Consider the following 13,919-nt stretch of genomic DNA (forward strand, 5'->3'; position numbering starts at 1 on the left):
AGCTGTTGACCTTCATTTTCTAAGGTAGAATGGCTATTTTGTCTATCGAACTACGGTTACGTGGGCCTTATCCTGGTTTTCAGCCACAGGACACGCCATGCCGACCATCCCGCCGCCCTTCTCCGCTCCGTACGCCCCTGACGATGCCGACGTCGCTGCACGGCTGTTTCCATCGGCGCATCTCAGCCCCCCGCAGGAAGCGCGGATCGACCGCACCGCGACGCGCCTGATCGAGGCGATCCGCAAGCGCGACGACCGGCTCGGAGGGGTCGAGGACATGCTGCGGGAGTTTGCGCTCTCCACCAAGGAAGGCCTCGCGCTGATGGTATTGGCGGAGGCGCTGCTGCGCGTGCCTGACGCGCGCACCGCCGACCAGTTCATCGAGGACAAGCTCGGCGAGGGCGACTTCATCCATCACGAGACCAAGTCCACCGCATTCCTGGTCAACGCCTCGGCCTGGGCGCTCGGTCTCTCGGCGCGGGTGATCCAGCCCGGCGAGACACCTGACGGCACCATCGGCCGGCTGGTGAAGCGGCTCGGCGCGCCTGCCGTGCGCACCGCCACACGCCAGGCGATGCGGCTGATGGGCAATCATTTCGTGCTGGGCGAGACCATCGGGCAGGCGCTGGAGCGAGGCAAGCCGCGCTCCGGTGAGAGGCCGCGCTACTCCTTCGACATGCTCGGCGAAGGCGCGCGCACCGCTGCGGATGCCAAGCGCTATTTCGATGCCTATGCGAGCGCGATTCTGACGATCGGCAAGGCCGCGGGCAACCATCCCCTGCCCGACCGGCCGGGCATCTCCGTGAAACTCTCGGCGCTGCATCCGCGCTTCGAGGCGATCAGCCGCGACCGCGTGATGGCCGAGCTCGTGCCGCAGCTGCTGGACCTCGCGCAGCGCGCCAAGGCCCACGACCTCAACTTCACCGTCGACGCCGAGGAGGCCGACCGGCTGGAGCTGTCGCTCGACGTGATCGCGGCCACGCTGGCCGACCCCTCGCTTGGGGGATGGGACGGCTTCGGGCTTGCGATCCAGGCTTATCAGAAGCGCGCCAGCGCGGTGATCGATTACATCCACGAACTCGCGCGCGCCCATGATCGCAAGCTGATGGTGCGCCTGGTCAAGGGTGCCTATTGGGACACCGAGATCAAGCGCGCGCAGGAGCGTGGGCTCGACGGTTATCCGGTATTCACCCGCAAGGCGATGACTGACATGAACTATGTCGCCTGCGCCTCCAAACTTTTGAATCTGCGGCCGCGCATCTTCCCGCAATTTGCGACCCACAACGCGCTCACCGTCGCAACCGTGCTCGAGCTTGCCGGCGACAGCTCCGGCTTCGAATTCCAGCGCCTGCACGGCATGGGCGAAGCACTTTATGAGCAGCTCGCCAAGGACCATCCTGAGATCGCCTACCGCACCTACGCGCCGGTCGGCAGCCATCGCGACCTGCTCGCCTACCTGGTGCGGCGGCTCCTGGAGAACGGCGCCAACTCGTCCTTCGTGGCGCAGGCGGCCGATTATCGCGTGCCGGTACCGGCGCTGTTGAAGCGTCCGGTCGATCTCATCGTCCGTCCCGATCACGCGCACCACGCCAGGATTCCGCTGCCGGGCGATCTGTTCGCGCCGGAGCGGCATAATTCGGCCGGCATCGAGTTCGGCGAGCGCGCAGCGCTCGATAGGCTGCTGGCTGACGTCAAGGCCGCGGCGCCCGATCTCAAGCCGGTCACAGATATGACGCTCGAGCAGGCGAGCGCGGCGATCACGGCGGCCGGTGCGGGCTTTGCTGGATGGAGCCGGACGCCTGCGGCGGTACGCGCGGCGGCGTTGGAGCAGGCCGCACATCTGTTGGAAAGCCGCGGCGCGCATTTCATCGCATTGCTGCAAACCGAAGGCGGCAAGACGCTCGACGATGCGCTCTCCGAGCTGCGCGAAGCCACCGATTTCTGCCGCTTTTATGCCGCGCAGGGCCGGAAGCTGTTCGGCAGCGAGACCGCGATGCCGGGCCCGACCGGCGAAAGCAACGCGCTTGCCATGCGCGGCCGCGGCGTGTTCGTCGCGATCTCGCCATGGAATTTTCCCCTGGCGATTTTCCTCGGCCAGGTCACCGCGGCCTTGATGGCCGGCAACAGCGTCGTTGCGAAGCCCGCCGAGCAGACGCCGCGCATCGCGCGCGAGGCTGTCGCCCTGCTGCACGAGGCCGGCATCCCCGCAAGCGCGCTGCATCTCGTCTCCGGCGACGGCCGCATCGGCGCAGCGTTGACCGCGCACGCCGATATTGCCGGAATCGTCTTCACCGGCTCGACCGAGGTCGCGCGCCACATCAACCGGACGCTCGCCGCCAAGGACGGACCGATCGTGCCGCTGATCGCGGAGACCGGCGGCATCAACGCCATGATCGCGGATGCCACCGCACTGCCCGAGCAGGTCGCCGACGACGTCGTCACCTCGGCGTTCCGTTCCGCCGGCCAGCGCTGCTCGGCGCTGCGGCTGCTGTTCGTGCAGGAGGACGTCGCGGACCGCATGATCGAGATGATCGCGGGCGCGGCGCGCGAGTTGAAGATCGGCGATCCCTCTGAGGTCGCGACCCATGTCGGCCCGGTGATCGACACTGATGCCAAGCAGCGGCTCGATGCGCATATCGCGCGGATGAAGTCGGAGGCGCGGCTGCACTTTGCCGGCATCGCGCCGGGGGGCTGCTTCGTCGCGCCGCATATCTTCGAGCTGCGCGATGCTGGCCAGCTCACCGAGGAGGTCTTTGGCCCGATCCTGCATGTGGTGCGCTACCGCGCCGAGACGCTCGAACATGTGCTGCAGTCGATCGAGCATACCGGCTACGGACTCACGCTCGGAATCCATTCGCGCATCGACGACACGATCGAGGCCATTATCGACCGCGTCCAGGTCGGCAACATCTACGTCAATCGCAACATGATCGGCGCGGTGGTGGGCGTACAGCCGTTCGGCGGCAACGGCCTGTCCGGAACCGGCCCCAAGGCCGGCGGCCCGCACTATCTCCCGCGTTTCGCCACCGAGCAGACCGTGACCATCAACACCGCCGCAGCCGGCGGCAACGCAGCGCTGCTCGCCGGAGAGGAGTGAGGCCCGCGAGGGCCGTTGCATCGCGCTGAAACATCGGTCTAATGCGCCTCCACGAGCGACCCGCGGAAATTCCAGCCGGCGGGAAACAACAAGAGCGAGGGAGCAACGCCGCGATGGAAAAAGGAATTTTTGCAGGGCTCAGGGTTCTCGACTGCGCGAGCTTCATCGCGGCGCCCGCGGCTGCGACCGTGCTGTCCGATTTCGGCGCCGACGTCATCAAGATCGAGCCGCCCGGCACTGGGGATCCCTACCGCAATCTGCCCAACCTGCCCGGCTATCCCACCGGCGAGCACAATTATGCGTGGCTGTTGGAGGCTCGCAACAAGAAGAGCCTCGCGCTCGACCTTTCCAAGCCCGAGGCGCAGGCCGTGCTCTACAGACTGGTCGAGGAGGCCGATGTCTTCATCACCAACATGCCGCCGCCGGTACGCGGCCGGCTCGGCATCAGCTATGACCACCTCGCCCACCTCAACGACCGGCTGATCTACGCCTCCTTCACCGGCTATGGCGAGAAGGGCGAGGAAGCCAACAAGCCCGGCTTCGACAGCAACGCCTATTGGGCGCGCTCCGGCCTGATGGACCTCGTCCGCGCCGACACCGACACGACGCCGGCGCGCTCGATCGCCGGCATGGGCGACCATCCCTGCGCCATGGCGCTGTACAGCGCGATCGTCACCGCACTGTATCAGCGCGAGAAGACCGGCAAGGGCTCTCATGTCGCCTCCAATCTGATGGCGAACGGGGTGTGGGCGGCGAGCGTGCTGGCCCAGGCAAAGCTGTGCGGCGCCAAGTTCAGCGAGCGGCGGCCGCGCGAGCGCGCGCTCAACGCTGTTGCCAACCACTACCAATGCAAGGATGGTCGCTGGCTGATCCTGTCGCTGCTCAACGAGGAGAAGCAGTGGCCGACACTGGCCACATGCCTGGGGCGGGAGGACCTGATCAACGATCCGCGTTTCGCCACCAAGCCCGACCGTCACGCCCGCTCGATCGAGTTGATCAAGATCTTTGACGAGACCTTTGCGACGAAGGACCTCGCCGAATGGCGCAAGATCCTGGATGGCAACGGGCTGGTGTTCGGCATTGTGGGCATTTTGGACGACATCCCTGACGACAAGCAGATGCTCGACAACGAGGTGCTGGTGCCGTTCGAGAACGACGGCATGCTCACCATCAACTCGCCGATCTGGATCGACGGCGCCAAGAAGGTGCAGCCGCGCAAGCCGCCCGGCGTCGGCGAGCACAGTGACGAGATTTTGCGCGGCGCGGGATATGACGAGGCCGCGATCGAGCAGCTGCGGTCGAAGGGAGCTGTGGGGTAAGGGGGCGCATCGCGCTCACCCCGTCATTGCGAGCGCAGCGAAGCAATCCAGAAGCCCACCGCGAATGCATTGCTGGATTGCTTCGCTGCGCTCGCAACGACGATGCCGCACTATCGCGATATAGTCTCACGGCAAATTCGTCTCCGTGAGGTCCCATGCCCGCCTATCGCCTGCACTACTTCCCCGAATCCGGCAACAGCTACAAGCTGGCGCTGATGCTGACGCTTTGCGGCGAGACGTTCGAGCCTGTGTGGACCGATTTCGCCGGCGGGGTCACGCGCACCGCGGAATGGCGCAAGGCCGTCAACGAGATGGGCGAGATTCCCGTGCTCGAAGTCGACGGCGTGAAGATGACACAGACGGCGCCTCTTCTCCTCAAGCTTGCCGAACAATATGGCCGCTTCGGCGCCGCGACGGAAGCCGAAAAATACGAGCTGCTGCGCTGGCTGTTCTGGGACAACCACAAGCTCACCGGCTACATGGCGACTTACCGCTTCATGCGAGCCTTCACTCAGAAGAACGATCCGCAGGTGCTGAAGCATTTTCGCCGGCGGCTCGATGACTTCCTCGGCATTCTCGACGGACATCTCCAGAACAACGCGTTCGCGATCGGCAGCAAGCCAACTGTGGCAGATATCTCGATGATGGCCTATCTGCACTACCCGAGCGACGAGCACGGCTTTGATTTCGCCGCAAGCCATCCTGCCGTCCACGGCTGGCTCGGCCGCATGGCCGCGCTGCCCGGTTGGAAGCCAGCCTATGAGCTGCTTCCGGGGAAGCGGATGACGAATTATGCGAAGTGAAGGCGCCTCTTACCTCAGCGCCAGCCAGCCGAGCGTGAACAGGATGCCGCCAATGATGACGACGACCGCGACCGCCCAGGCGCTGACGCGGATGCTGCCGGTGACCTGTTTGGCTTCCTCGTTGCGCGCGATCTCGCGATTGCGCTCCTTGTTAGCGTCGCGGGTGTCCGTCATGGGTCATCCGAACCGGTTGGGGGCGGGCCTAACGCGTCTTGATGAAGCACATGCCAATGCGGCTCGAGGCCGCCGCAGGCTGACAGGTGAGACCTTTAGCACAGGTCCATGACGTAAAACTCTGATCCGGCGTTCCCGATCCCTCGTTTTGCAGGGAACAATGGGCGCCCCAGCCGTCCAAATATTCGGTGCCGGCGAGTTCCTGGGCGCCGCGGGTCTGCGGCCGGCCGGCAAATCCGCGCGAAAAATCAGGGCGTTTGCCGGCTGCGAACGCTGCCAGGATGTCGCGGCGGCGGAGCTGGTCGCCGAAGAAATGCGGCGAGGCCGGCACGATGGTCGAATTTGAAGCCCCCTCCGTCAGCCAGTCCACACCAGGAAAATGGAAGCCGCCGATGCCGCGGGTCTGGTGGCAGCCCGAGCAGGTAACGTCATTGAGACGGCGCTGGAAGCCTGCGACCGAGCGGATGTTTTCCATGGTGATGCCGCGCGCCGCCGCCTGCTTCAGCGCACCGACGACGTCATCGTCCGCGAAGATGGGATCGTTGCCCTCGCCTTTTTCTTCCCCCTGCATCATGCCGAACTCCGGCTGCAACGGGGAGGCGTCGAGGCCCCCAGGAGTTGGTGCCACGGCAGCTTTGGCGAGATATTTCTCCGGGATCAGCACGGTGCCCCGATCGAACTCGCGAAGATTCGCCGATGACAGCAGCCAGGCCTTGAAGTCGCGCCGGAGCGCGTCATCCGCGAGGATGCGGTCGCGATCGATCTGGTTCTCCAGCGTCGATTCCTCGAAGATCTTGGTCGCGCCGTCGTATTTGAACACCTTGAGCAGATAGTCGGAGCGGAAATCGTGCAGTGCCGATTTGGGTGAGATCGAGATCTGGATGTTGGTCTCGACGCGGTCGAGCATGGCATCGTAAGGCGCGGCGCGGCTGCCGATCAGCCCCTGCCAGTCGCCATTGCCGAGCCAGCGCCGCGCCACTTCGGCACAGGTGACAGGCTTGCCGCTCTGATCAAGCTGGCGCGCATCGCGTGCCTTCATCACCAGATTGAACGTCATCGGCAGGCGCGTCGCGGTGTTACCGCCATCCGGTTTGGTGTCGAACCGCACCAGACGATAGATCAGGCGGATCTCGCCGCAGGACTCTTCCGACACATAGGCGCGGTCCATGCGGTTGACGATGCCCGCCAGCACGAAGCGGGTATTGGCCGACCTCAGCGCCGCCCGATCGAACAGCTGGACGTCGAAACCCTCGCCGACGCCGATGGTCTCGCTCGGCGAAGCCCGCCTGTGCCGGGCGATGTAACGATCGAACTCCGCATCGATCGCCGGCGGAATCTCCTCGAGCTGTGACAGTGATGTGAACAGCAGGTCGCTCGTCAGCGGAGCATTCGCGTTGCGCTCGGGCTGCAACAGGCGGGAGATCGACAGCGCACCGCTCCGGTCGAGCCTGCGCAGGAGATCGGGATCAGTGATCGCGGTGCCGCGTGCGAGCGGCGCGTTCTCTGCTGCCGAGAGCGACATGATGCTGCCGGACCACATGGCGGCAGCCAGGAGAATTCGCAGCGCGCGGCTCATGCCTCCACTAACACCGCGGACGACAGCCTATTCAAGTGAAAAGGCGCTTCACGCGGTGGTGAAGCGCCTCGTCGAAATTGAGATATCGGACGCTTAGCGGCCGACGATCAGGCCCTTGCTGGTCACGACCACCCAGCGCCCATCCTGACGGCGGATCGCGTCGACGCGGCCGATTCCGGGGATGGGATCCCCGGCATAGACCTCGTACAGGCCACTCCGGCCTTCGATCAGCGCGCCGCCGTTGGCGACGTCGCGCAGCCTCCAACCCTCGATCGTCGGCAGGCGGCCGACTTCGGTCTTGGGCGCAGCAGGCACGGGAGCCGCCGCAGGAGCAGCCGTCGCAACCTGGGTCGGGGCCGGTGCTGCTATCGTGCCGGTGGTTTCCTTGGCGGGCGCCACGGCGGCAGCCTGCGCAGGGGCGGACGGCGGCGTGGCACGGAGCTTGTCGACGGCCTCGGACAGCTTGGCGAGCTTGGCCATCGGCTCCGCCTGCGCCTTCTCGAGCTTGTCGAGACGATCATTGGCCCGGTTGATCTGGCTGAGGCCATTCTTCGAGCTGTGCTCGACATTGGCCTTGAGCGCGACGATGTCGGCGTCGATCCGGGAGATGGACGCATCCAGCGCGCTGGTATCGGCGACCTGCGCCGGTGCCGGACCGGCGAAATGCATCATGCCGGCGGTCGCGAGCGCGCCGCTGGCGGCGCCGACGCAAGCCGCGATCGCGACGACCGCGGCCATCGCCGAAAGGCGACGCTTGCCGGCAGTATCCCGCACCTCGTCAGCCTTCACATGCGGGGCGAACTCTTCGCGCTCCCACGACTGCTCCGGGGGCGCCATGACGATGAGCTTGCCGGGCTTTGGCTCCGCCTTGGGCGCGACCTTGGGCTCCGCCTTGGGCTCGGCCTCGAGTTCGGCCTTGGGTTCGGCCTTACCCTCGAACTTCGGGACCACGATCCGGGGCGGCTCGACGGCCGGGGCATCTGCTTTGGGCGGCGTCTCATGGTCGGGGGCGATCGAAGGGGCATCGATGCCGGCGGCAGCCTCGACGGCCGGCGGCACGGCTGCTCCGGCGGCATCTGCGGCGCTGTCCTGGCCAGCCAGTTCGGGCATGGGTTCGCTCACGGCTCAAATACTCCAGTCTCGGTTGACCTTTTGGTAACTTTCATTGCTTGCGAATTCCTTACCTCGGGACCCGCTTACCGAAATTTTAGGAACTCGTCCGGGGCCGAATTGGGTCGGGAAAGTGGAACCCGCGTGGCCGGCATGAAACAATTTGTAACCGGATGAAGATGAACGGCGGAGCAATGGCCGGAACGGCCGGTGTTTGCCCGTGACCGTTCCCCGGTTAACATGGGCCGTCCCGTCAGCCAGAAGGCGTTTGGGGGGTGCCATGACAATCGAGAAATGCATCAACGCGTTCGGTGTCGATGACGTCATCTTCGAGGAGGGCTCGACCGGCCGCGAATTGTTCGTCGTGCTCGACGGCGAGGTCGAGATCGCCAAACTCGACGGCGCCCGCAAAACCAGCATCATCAAGCTCGGCAAGGGCGAGTTCTTCGGCGAGATGGCCGTGATCGACGGCTCGGCCCGCTCGGCGACCGCGATCGCATCGGCGCCTGATACGAAGGTGATGCGGATCAACCACGCGCGCTTCGTCTATCTCGTCAGCCAGCAACCGGCGTTTGCGCTGATGGTGATGGACGCATTATCGAAACGCCTGCGCGCTTCCAACGCCGTCACCTACCGGGCGGCGCAATCATGAGTGAGCGCAAGCCGACCGCATTCCCGATCCTGATGAAGAACGACGTCTGCTCGCTGATCCAGGCGGCCGATGACGTCTACCAGATCCGCTTTTTCAACCGCGCTGCCAACGCTTATCTGGTGCGCGGCTCGGCACGCACCATCCTGATCGATGTCGGCCTGTCCTCCAACTATCCGGCGATGGCCGAGTGCCTGAGCTTCGCCGGATGCCCGCCCGAGAAGATCGACATGGTGGTGCTGAGCCACGAGCATCTCGACCATATCGGCGCGGCCTGGCACTTCAACGAGCGCCGCACCTATGTGGCTGCCCATCGTCTGGCCGCCAACAAGATCATGCTGCGCGACGATTTCTCGATGCTGCGCAAGATGTTCAACGAGCCGAACGTGCCTATCAATATCGACATCTGGCTCGAGGAGGGCAACCTGATCGACCTCGGCAATTTCCGCCTCAATGTGATGTACACGCCGGGCCATACCTCGGCCTGCATCACGCTGTTCGAGCAGGATAAGGGCTTGTTGTTTGCCGCTGATACCTTGATGCCCGGCGGCGTGATGGGCGGCGTGTTCGGCTCCGGCAGCATCTCCGACTACATCCAGTCGCTGGAGCGCATCAAGGGGCTGAACACCAAGATCCTGCTGTCCGGGCACGGAAGGCTGTCCGACACACCGCAGGAAGACGTGCGCATCGCGATTGCGCGATCACACGGCCTCTTGGAAGACACCACGCAATTGTTCGAAGCGCTCGATGCACGATCGAACTTCGAGCCGATCATGCAGTCGGTGCGGGATTTGAACAAGCTGGATGATTGAACGCGCAGGCGCATCTGCCAATGCGTCGTTGCGACGCCGCGAAGCAATCCAGACTGCCGCGATTACATCACCACCGGCGCATCCGGCAGTTCGTTCGGATGTGGCCCCGCAGGCGGATAGTACTTCGCAAGCTCCCGCGACACCGCCTCGATGCCGGAGACCACGCCGCGCTCGAATCGGCCCGCGCCGAACTCGGCCTCCATCGCACGGCAGATCGCCTCCCAGCCCGCGGCACCAACCTTCGCATCGATGCCGCGATCGGCGATGATCTCGACATCGCGGTCGGCGAGCAGCAGATAGATCAGCACGCCATTGTTGTGCGCGGTGTCCCAGATCCGCAGATGGGAGAACAAATCGAGCGCGCGTTCGCGAGCGTGCTGATTGCGGAACAGCGGCCGGCCGTCGAGCGCACCTTCCACGACGAACCGGACCTGACCGGAATGCGTCCTCTCGCTTTGCTTGATCGCCCGCTCGATGCGCTCGATCACACTTTTCGGAAACACTTGCCTCGCACGCCAGTGGTGCTGGAGGAGATGCCTGGTGATACGTCCGATGCTCATGACTACCAGCTCCCCGAGGCGCCGCCGCCACCAAAGCTGCCGCCGCCCCCGCTGAAGCTGCCGCTGTCACTGGACGACGATCCGCTGCTCCAGCCGCCCGACGAGGAGCCGCTCGACCAGGAACCACCGCGCGACGACCCCGTCGATGCCGGAAACAGATCGGCGATGAAGGACAACACGAAGGCGATGATTCCGGCGAGCAAGGCCAGCACGCCGGATCCGAGGATGAGCAGCGCAAGAAGGCCAATCATGCTGCCCGTCGCGACCGAGCCCAGCAGCCGCCCCAGCAGTGCGCGCAAGAATCCGCCGACGACGAGCGAGGCAAACAGGACAAACGGAACAGCCGGCCCGATATCATCCAGATTGGCGAAATTCACGCTGCGCGAAGGAGCCGGCAATGGCTCGCCGTCGATGACGCGCATCATCCGGTCCGCGCCGGCCGAGATGCCGCCGGCGAAATCACCGTCCCTGAATTTCGGCGTGATGACCTCATCGATGATCCGCCGCGAGGTAACGTCGGTGAGCGCCCCTTCGAGGCCGTAGCCGACCTCGATGCGCAAGTGCCGGTCGTTCTTGGCGACGACGAGAATCGCGCCGTCGTCGACCTTCTTGCGGCCGATCTTCCAGGCTTCAGCGACACGGATCGAGAACTGCTCGATCGTCTCCGGCTCCGTCGTCGGCACGATCAGCACGGCGATCTGGCTGCCCTTGCGCGCCTCGAAATCGCTGAGCTTCTGCGACAATGCGGCGATGTCGCCGCTCGACAACGTGCCGGTCCGGTCGACCACGCGGCCGGTCAGTTGCGGGATGGCGACGTCGGCCGCGGCGGGGAGGACGAAGGCAAGGAAAAGCGTCGCCACAATCGTTGCGCGCCATACACTCAGTGTCATCGCCCCCCTTGACCGGGCGAACCAGTATTCCAGAGACGCCAGCGCGGTCCGGAAAGGCCGCGGCGTACTGGATTCCCCGCTTTCTCGGGGAATGACAGCAATGGGTGGGGCGCGCATCGGGGACGAACGCGCTTACTTCGAGGGCGCAGGCGTGGGATTGAAATCGACCTTCGGCGCGGTCGAGATTTCCTTCTCGTTCTCAACCGAGAAGTTCGGCTTTTCCTTATAGCTGAACATCATCGCCGTGAGATTGGTCGGGAACGAGCGGATGGTGACGTTATAGTCCTGGACCGACTTGATGTAGCGGTTACGCGCGACCGTGATGCGGTTTTCGGTGCCCTCGAGCTGCGACATCAAATCCCTGAACAGCGCGTCCGACTTGAGCTGCGGATAGTTCTCCGTGACCACGAGGAGCCGCGACAAGGCGCTTGAGAGCTCGCCCTGGGCGGCCTGGAATTTCTGGAAGGCAGCGGGGTCGTTGAGCACCTCCGGCGTCGCCTGGATACTGCCGACCTTGGCGCGGGCGTTGGTGACGCCGAGCAGCACGTCCTTTTCCTGCTGCGCAAATCCTTTCACCGAATTGACCAGATTGGGCACGAGATCGGCACGACGTTGATACTGGTTCACCACCTCGGACCAGTTGGCCTTGATCTGCTCGTCCTGGCTCTGAATGGCGTTGTAGCCGCAATTGGTGAGGCTGAGCGAGGCCAGCGCCGCCAGCACGGTCAGGATCTTGCGCATCAAATTTCTCCCGGTGGAATCGGGCGCAAGCTACCAGATCGAGTGCATCCGACGCCAGATATCCCGCGCCGGCGGCGCGAAAAGCAGCCGGCTGACGCAAGCCCCTTGCCTGCCAGCACGCGACATAGTCAACTCGCGGCCAACGAGACGAAAATGCAGGGAGCGCGCCATGTCCTCGTTCGAGACCATCCTCGTGGAGCGGCCGGAGCCGGCGATCGCCCGGATCGTGATGAACCGGCCCGACGCGCGCAACGCGCAGAACCTGCAAATGACCTACGACCTCAACGCCGCCTTCGACACGGCGGTGCAGGACGATGCGATCAAGGTGATCATCCTGGCTGGCAACGGGCCGCATTTCTCCTCCGGCCACGATCTGCGCCCGGGGCCCAGAAATGCCGCAGGCACAGATTTTCCGCCGGTAGGAAATTGGGGCGGCTTTGCGGAAGCCAACGCCCACGGCCGCTTCGCGCGCGAACAGGAGATATATCTCCAGATCACGCGGCGCTGGCGCAACCTGGCCAAGCCCACCATCGCCGAGGTGCACGGCAAGTGCATCGCCGGTGGCTTGATGCTGGCCTGGGCCTGCGACCTCATCGTCGCCAGCGACGATGCGCAGTTCTGCGACCCCGTCGTCACCATGGGCGTCTGCGGCGTCGAATGGTTCGTGCATCCCTGGGAGCTCGGGCCCCGGAAGGCCAAGGAATTTCTGTTCACCGCCGACTCGTGGAGTGCGCAGGAGGCTCACCAGCTCGGCATGGTGAACCAGGTCGTGCCGCGCGCGGAGCTGTCATCGCGCGTGCTGGAGCTCGCGCGCCGGATCGCGGCAAAGCCGTCCTTTGCGCTGAAGCTGACCAAGGAGGCGGTGAACCGCTCGGTCGACGTGATGGGGCAGCCCGCCGCGATCGATCAGGCCTTCGCTCTGCATCAGCTCTGTCACGCCCACAACCTTCAGGAGTTCGGCATGGTGGTCGATCCATCCGGACTGCATCCCTCCGTGCACAAGCCGGCGGCCGCGGAGTAAAGACATGGATATCAATCTCAGCGACGAGCAACGACTGCTGCGCGAGAGCGCGGAACGCTTCGTGGCCGCGAGCTACGACGCCGACCACCGCCGCAAGACGGCGAAGGACCCACTCGGCTTCAGCCCTGAAGTCTGGAAGCAGTTCGCCGAGCTCGGCTGGCTGGCGTTGCCGATCCCGGAAGAGTTCGGCGGCCTCGGCGGCGGTCCGGTCGAGATCGGCATCTTGATGGACGCGTTTGGCCGCGGGCTGGTGTCCGAGCCGTACATCGCAACGGTCGTGCTCGGCGCCGCGTTGATCGAGCGATGCGGCGGGACGGCGCAGAAGCAGGCGAACCTGCCCAAGATCGCGGACGGAACATTGAAGCTCGCCTTCGCGCATTCCGAGCGTGCCGCGCGGTTCGATCTTGCCAAGGTCGCGACATCGGCGACCAAGACGGCACAAGGCTGGCACCTCACCGGCAGCAAGATCGCCGTGCTCGACGGCCATGCGGCCGACGAGATCATCGTGTCAGCGCATCTGCATGATCATCGGGGACCATCAGGACGGATCGGGCTGTTTATGGTGCCGGCGACGGCAGCGGGGCTCGCGATTTCCGATTACCAGCGTCTCGGCGGGGGACGAGCCTGCAACATCGAACTCTCCGACGTGCAGTTGCCCGACGACGCCCTGCTCGGCGGTGGCGCAAACGCACTGCCGGCGATCGAATGGGCCGTCGATCGTGCGATGGCTGCGCTTGGTGCCGAGGCTGTCGGCATCATGCAGACGCTGCTCGACACCACGCTTGACTACACCAAGATCCGCAAGCAATTCGGCCGGCCGCTCTCCGCCAACCAGGTGATCCGCCATCGCCTCGCCGACATGGCCATTCAGGTCGACGAGGCGCGCTCGATGGCGCTGCGCGCCGCGCTGAAGGCCGACAGCGCGCCGGTCGAGCGGGCCCGCGCTGCATCGGCTGCGAAGGCGAAGATCGGCAAATGCGCCCGCTTCGTCGGCGAGCAGTCGATCCAGCTTCACGGCGGCATGGGCGTCACCGAGGAGCTCGAGGTCGGCGCCTATTTCAAGCGGCTCGTCGCCTTCGATACGCTGTTCGGCGGCAGCGCGCACCATTATGCCCGCCATGCCCAGCTCGGCCGCACGACTTCACCCGCCTGACACAGGAGCGCATC

The 13,919-nt window shown here is 64.9% G+C and carries 13 protein-coding genes; 7 read left to right on the top strand and 6 right to left on the bottom strand.

The genetic code is table 11. The features are described from left to right. Positions 1 to 97: 97 nt before the first annotated feature. The 3 genes from putA to ACVW16_RS12395 all read left to right on the top strand — a co-directional run bounded on the left by putA (position 98) and on the right by ACVW16_RS12395 (position 5,219). Positions 98 to 3,097 carry a bifunctional proline dehydrogenase/L-glutamate gamma-semialdehyde dehydrogenase PutA gene (putA, locus tag ACVW16_RS12385; protein ID WP_456737366.1) on the top strand — a complete coding sequence of 1,000 codons (3,000 nt, stop codon included), beginning with the start codon at positions 98 to 100 and terminating at the stop codon, positions 3,095 to 3,097. A 113-nt stretch (positions 3,098 to 3,210) separates the two neighbouring features. Further along, positions 3,211 to 4,416, top strand: coding sequence for a CaiB/BaiF CoA transferase family protein (locus ACVW16_RS12390; RefSeq protein ID WP_456737365.1), 1,206 nt, complete (start codon positions 3,211 to 3,213; stop codon positions 4,414 to 4,416). A gap of 155 nt (positions 4,417 to 4,571) precedes the next feature. After that, positions 4,572 to 5,219 (top strand): glutathione S-transferase family protein, encoded by a 648-nt coding sequence (locus tag ACVW16_RS12395; RefSeq protein WP_456737364.1) that lies wholly within the window; start codon positions 4,572 to 4,574, stop codon positions 5,217 to 5,219. Between the two features lie 9 nt (positions 5,220 to 5,228). On the opposite strand, the gene ACVW16_RS12400 is transcribed toward ACVW16_RS12395, so the two are convergent. From ACVW16_RS12400 to ACVW16_RS12410, 3 genes are all read right to left on the bottom strand, one after another. After that, positions 5,229 to 5,393: a hypothetical protein gene (locus ACVW16_RS12400; protein WP_456699491.1), complete on the bottom strand. Its 165-nt coding sequence runs from the start codon at positions 5,391 to 5,393 to the stop codon at positions 5,229 to 5,231. Positions 5,394 to 5,421: 28 nt separating this feature from the next. Continuing rightward, complete coding sequence (locus ACVW16_RS12405) at positions 5,422 to 6,969, bottom strand: hypothetical protein (RefSeq protein WP_456737363.1); 1,548 nt, start codon at positions 6,967 to 6,969, stop codon at positions 5,422 to 5,424. A 93-nt stretch (positions 6,970 to 7,062) separates the two neighbouring features. Next, positions 7,063 to 8,079, bottom strand: a complete 1,017-nt coding sequence (locus ACVW16_RS12410) for a hypothetical protein (protein ID WP_456738287.1) — start codon at positions 8,077 to 8,079, stop codon at positions 7,063 to 7,065. A 280-nt stretch (positions 8,080 to 8,359) separates the two neighbouring features. Here ACVW16_RS12410 and ACVW16_RS12415 point away from each other — a divergent pair, with 280 nt between their 5' ends. Beyond that, on the top strand, positions 8,360 to 8,731 hold the full coding sequence (locus tag ACVW16_RS12415) for a cyclic nucleotide-binding domain-containing protein (protein ID WP_456699493.1): 372 nt from the start codon (positions 8,360 to 8,362) through the stop codon (positions 8,729 to 8,731). Then, positions 8,728 to 9,540, top strand: a complete 813-nt coding sequence (locus ACVW16_RS12420; RefSeq protein WP_456699494.1) for an MBL fold metallo-hydrolase — start codon at positions 8,728 to 8,730, stop codon at positions 9,538 to 9,540. Before ACVW16_RS12415 ends, ACVW16_RS12420 begins: the two co-directional genes overlap by 4 nt. Before the next feature lie 62 nt (positions 9,541 to 9,602). On the opposite strand, the gene ACVW16_RS12425 is transcribed toward ACVW16_RS12420, so the two are convergent. The 3 genes from ACVW16_RS12425 to ACVW16_RS12435 all read right to left on the bottom strand — a co-directional run bounded on the left by ACVW16_RS12425 (position 9,603) and on the right by ACVW16_RS12435 (position 11,731). Next, on the bottom strand, positions 9,603 to 10,100 hold the full coding sequence (locus ACVW16_RS12425; protein WP_456737362.1) for a TPM domain-containing protein: 498 nt from the start codon (positions 10,098 to 10,100) through the stop codon (positions 9,603 to 9,605). Positions 10,101 to 10,102: 2 nt separating this feature from the next. Next, a complete protein-coding gene (locus tag ACVW16_RS12430; RefSeq protein ID WP_456737361.1) occupies positions 10,103 to 10,990 on the bottom strand; it encodes a TPM domain-containing protein in 888 nt (295 codons plus the stop codon). Between the two features lie 132 nt (positions 10,991 to 11,122). Beyond that, complete coding sequence (locus ACVW16_RS12435) at positions 11,123 to 11,731, bottom strand: LemA family protein (protein ID WP_456699497.1); 609 nt, start codon at positions 11,729 to 11,731, stop codon at positions 11,123 to 11,125. A gap of 169 nt (positions 11,732 to 11,900) precedes the next feature. On the opposite strand from ACVW16_RS12435, the gene ACVW16_RS12440 reads away from it, so the two are divergent. Together ACVW16_RS12440 and ACVW16_RS12445 are read left to right on the top strand one after the other, a co-directional pair. Continuing rightward, positions 11,901 to 12,752, top strand: a complete 852-nt coding sequence (locus ACVW16_RS12440) for an enoyl-CoA hydratase (protein ID WP_456737360.1) — start codon at positions 11,901 to 11,903, stop codon at positions 12,750 to 12,752. Positions 12,753 to 12,756: 4 nt separating this feature from the next. Next, on the top strand, positions 12,757 to 13,905 hold the full coding sequence (locus tag ACVW16_RS12445) for an acyl-CoA dehydrogenase family protein (protein ID WP_456737359.1): 1,149 nt from the start codon (positions 12,757 to 12,759) through the stop codon (positions 13,903 to 13,905). Positions 13,906 to 13,919 lie beyond the last annotated feature (14 nt).

This window comes from Bradyrhizobium sp. USDA 4474, assembly GCF_054057515.1.

Coding starts and splice junctions, on each gene's coding strand:
- ACVW16_RS12395 (WP_456737364.1), top strand. CDS start 4,572: ATGCCCGCCTATCGCCTGCACTACTTCCCCGAATCCGGCAACAGCTAC.
- ACVW16_RS12430 (WP_456737361.1), bottom strand. CDS start 10,990: ATGACACTGAGTGTATGGCGCGCAACGATTGTGGCGACGCTTTTCCTT.
- ACVW16_RS12405 (WP_456737363.1), bottom strand. CDS start 6,969: ATGAGCCGCGCGCTGCGAATTCTCCTGGCTGCCGCCATGTGGTCCGGC.
- ACVW16_RS12435 (WP_456699497.1), bottom strand. CDS start 11,731: ATGCGCAAGATCCTGACCGTGCTGGCGGCGCTGGCCTCGCTCAGCCTC.
- ACVW16_RS12445 (WP_456737359.1), top strand. CDS start 12,757: ATGGATATCAATCTCAGCGACGAGCAACGACTGCTGCGCGAGAGCGCG.
- ACVW16_RS12420 (WP_456699494.1), top strand. CDS start 8,728: ATGAGTGAGCGCAAGCCGACCGCATTCCCGATCCTGATGAAGAACGAC.
- ACVW16_RS12440 (WP_456737360.1), top strand. CDS start 11,901: ATGTCCTCGTTCGAGACCATCCTCGTGGAGCGGCCGGAGCCGGCGATC.
- ACVW16_RS12390 (WP_456737365.1), top strand. CDS start 3,211: ATGGAAAAAGGAATTTTTGCAGGGCTCAGGGTTCTCGACTGCGCGAGC.
- ACVW16_RS12410 (WP_456738287.1), bottom strand. CDS start 8,079: ATGCCCGAACTGGCTGGCCAGGACAGCGCCGCAGATGCCGCCGGAGCA.
- ACVW16_RS12400 (WP_456699491.1), bottom strand. CDS start 5,393: ATGACGGACACCCGCGACGCTAACAAGGAGCGCAATCGCGAGATCGCG.
- putA (WP_456737366.1), top strand. CDS start 98: ATGCCGACCATCCCGCCGCCCTTCTCCGCTCCGTACGCCCCTGACGAT.
- ACVW16_RS12415 (WP_456699493.1), top strand. CDS start 8,360: ATGACAATCGAGAAATGCATCAACGCGTTCGGTGTCGATGACGTCATC.
- ACVW16_RS12425 (WP_456737362.1), bottom strand. CDS start 10,100: ATGAGCATCGGACGTATCACCAGGCATCTCCTCCAGCACCACTGGCGT.